Raw genomic sequence first — 2,770 nt, 5'->3', positions numbered from 1 at the left:
CCCAATCTCATCACTTTCACTCTCATGTGAACGGCTAAATGGTAGCGAAATACCCACATTAGCAGCCACATTTGCTACGCCTAATATCGTATTATCTACACCAAACATTGATGCTACGCTAATGAGTCCATTTTTTACTAATTCTTGGCTTTGTTGCTCTCTTACATGCTCTCTTAAAGCATGGGCAATCTCGTGAGCTAAGATAAATGCTATCTCATCATCATTTAAGTTTAGTTTTTCTACAATTGCTGTATATACTGCTATTTTACCACCAGCCATACACCAAGCATTAATAGTATCACTAGTAATAACATTAACTTCCCAATTCCATTTAGCGCTATCTTCTCTAAAATATGGCGCTTTGGCAATTAATTTATTTGAGATTGTTTTTACTCTTTTAGTAAGTTTTATATCTTTATTTAGTTTATTTTCAGACTTTGCTTGAGCAATTACCTCATTATAGGCCTTAGCTGAAGCCTCATTAATCTCATCGCTAGATACTAGCATTAATTGCGACCTATCCACTTGCGATTTGCCAACATTTGTTGTATTTTGCATACAACCAGCAAGCATCGCCACAAAAAAAACTAATAAAAATTTTTTCATTATTACTCCCTAGATCAATTTATATTATTTTATCTAAATTTCTTAAACCCGATCATTACCCAACCAAACTAAATGCCCAAATTTAGTATATATTTATCAAATTTTTATAGAATTTAAGATAATTTTAGCTATAATCGGACTCTTTATATAAATTTTAAAGGTTAAAAATGAATAAATGGAATAAAGATAGCTGGAGAGATTATAATATTTTACAACAACCTATATATCCTGATATTACAAAACTTAGAGCATGCGAAGATAAACTTAGCAAGCTTCCGCCACTTGTATTTGCTGGCGAAGTAAGAAACTTACAAGCTGAACTAGCAAAAGTCTCCCAAGGTAATGGATTTTTACTTCAAGGTGGCGACTGCGCTGAAAGCTTTGCAAATTTTAATGCAAATAGTATTCGTGATATGTTTAAAATTATGCTACAAATGGCGATTGTTCTTACATTTGCTAGCGGTTGTCCAGTAGTAAAGGTCGGCCGAGTTGCTGGTCAATTTGCCAAGCCTAGAAGTAGTGATTTTGAGGAAATTAACGGAGTGAAACTTCCTAGCTATAGAGGCGATATTATCAATGGATTTGAATTTAATGAAGCTGCTAGAGTACCAGATCCAAATCGCATGATAGATGCATACTATCAAAGTGCTTCAACGCTAAATCTACTTAGGGCTTTCTCACGTGGTGGATTAGCAAATCTTCACGAGGTACATAGATGGAATTTAGGTTTTATAAAACGTGGTGAGCTCGATGATAAATTTGAAAAATTAGCTACTGATTTAACCAATACACTTAAATTTATGGAGGCTTGTGGTGTAACTACTGCAAATACTCCAACACTAAGCGAAACTAAACTATACACATCTCACGAAGCACTATTACTTCCATATGAAGAGGCTCTTACTAGAATTGATAGCTTAAGTGGCGACTGGTATGATTGCTCAGCGCATATGTTGTGGATTGGAGAGAGAACTAGAGGTATAGATGATGCACATGTGCATTTTCTAAGTGGGGTTAAAAATCCAATTGGCTGTAAAATTGGCCCAAATGCCACTGCTGAAGATGTAATAAAACTAGCTGCTAAACTAAATCCTCAAAACGAAAATGGTAGATTAAATATTATCATTAGAATGGGCGCAGATAAGATAGAAAACTATCTACCAAATATCTTAAAAAATGTTAAATCTGAAGGGTTAAATATACTATGGAGTATAGATCCAATGCATGGAAATACTGTAAAAGCAAGCAATGGCTATAAAACTCGTGAATTTGATAATGTAATGAGTGAGGTTAAAAGCTTTTTTGATATCCACCATGCTTGTGGCACAATACCTGGAGGTGTTCATCTAGAGATGACTGGTCAAGATGTTACTGAATGTACAGGTGGCGCATTTAATGTAACCCAAGAGGCGCTTGCTAGCCGCTATGAGACTCAGTGTGATCCAAGACTAAATGCCGATCAGGCTCTAGAGCTAGCATTCTTAATTGCTGAAGAGGTCAAAAAATCTCGATCCTAAAGTGATTTTATTTAGTCGTAGATGACTATACTGCGACTAAATAAATTATAATTTTAAACACTCTAAATCAAATTAGTATATTTTCACACCCTATTCTTAATATAATTTCAATCTAAAATAACTCTATAAGCATATTTTTGGTATAATTGCCACATATATTTTAATTAAGGCAAGATTATATGGATTATCTAGAAATAAAAGGCGCAAAAAAGTTAGAAGGCAAAATATCAATCAGCGGAGCTAAAAATGCTGCACTACCAATAATTGCGATGACAATTCTAGCTAAAAATCAAGTAACAATCCAAAATACACCTCAAGTTGCTGATATAAAAACATTAATAAAACTACTCCAAAATCTAGGCGCTATAGCCGAATTTAACGGCTCAACACTGCAGATTAATACGCTTAAAATTAGCTCAACTAAAGCTACATATGATATCGTTCGCACTATGCGAGCCTCTATCTTAGTGCTTGGGCCATTGCTTGCTAGATTTGGCCACTGCGAGGTATCTTTACCTGGCGGGTGTGCTATTGGCGCTAGACCAATTGACTTGCACTTAAGCGCATTAGAAAAAATGGGTGCTAAAATAGAAATAAAAGATGGCTATGTAATAGCTAGTGCAACTGATGGTCTAAAAGGCGCAAAT

At 35.0% G+C, this 2,770-nt stretch carries 2 protein-coding genes and 1 pseudogene; 2 read left to right on the top strand and 1 reads right to left on the bottom strand.

Annotated elements, in window-relative coordinates:
* Positions 1-606 (bottom strand): M48 family metallopeptidase (locus tag J6V67_RS00795; RefSeq protein ID WP_291857305.1); only part of this gene is annotated, 606 nt, incomplete at its 3' end.
* 167 nt (positions 607-773) lie between these two features.
* On the opposite strand from J6V67_RS00795, the gene J6V67_RS00790 reads away from it, so the two are divergent.
* Positions 774-2,123, top strand: a complete 1,350-nt coding sequence (locus J6V67_RS00790; protein WP_291857302.1) for a class II 3-deoxy-7-phosphoheptulonate synthase — start codon at positions 774-776, stop codon at positions 2,121-2,123.
* Between the two features lie 179 nt (positions 2,124-2,302).
* Positions 2,303-2,770, top strand: a pseudogene (locus J6V67_RS00785) (UDP-N-acetylglucosamine 1-carboxyvinyltransferase); the annotation flags it as partial.

Source organism: Campylobacter sp. (assembly GCF_017646085.1).
Classification (GTDB): domain Bacteria; phylum Campylobacterota; class Campylobacteria; order Campylobacterales; family Campylobacteraceae; genus Campylobacter.
This window is presented reverse-complemented; position numbering and strand designations above follow the sequence as displayed.

Bases quoted from the DNA above. Each gene is read 5' to 3' on its own strand.
- J6V67_RS00790 (WP_291857302.1), top strand. From the start codon at position 774: ATGAATAAATGGAATAAAGATAGCTGGAGAGATTATAATATTTTACAA.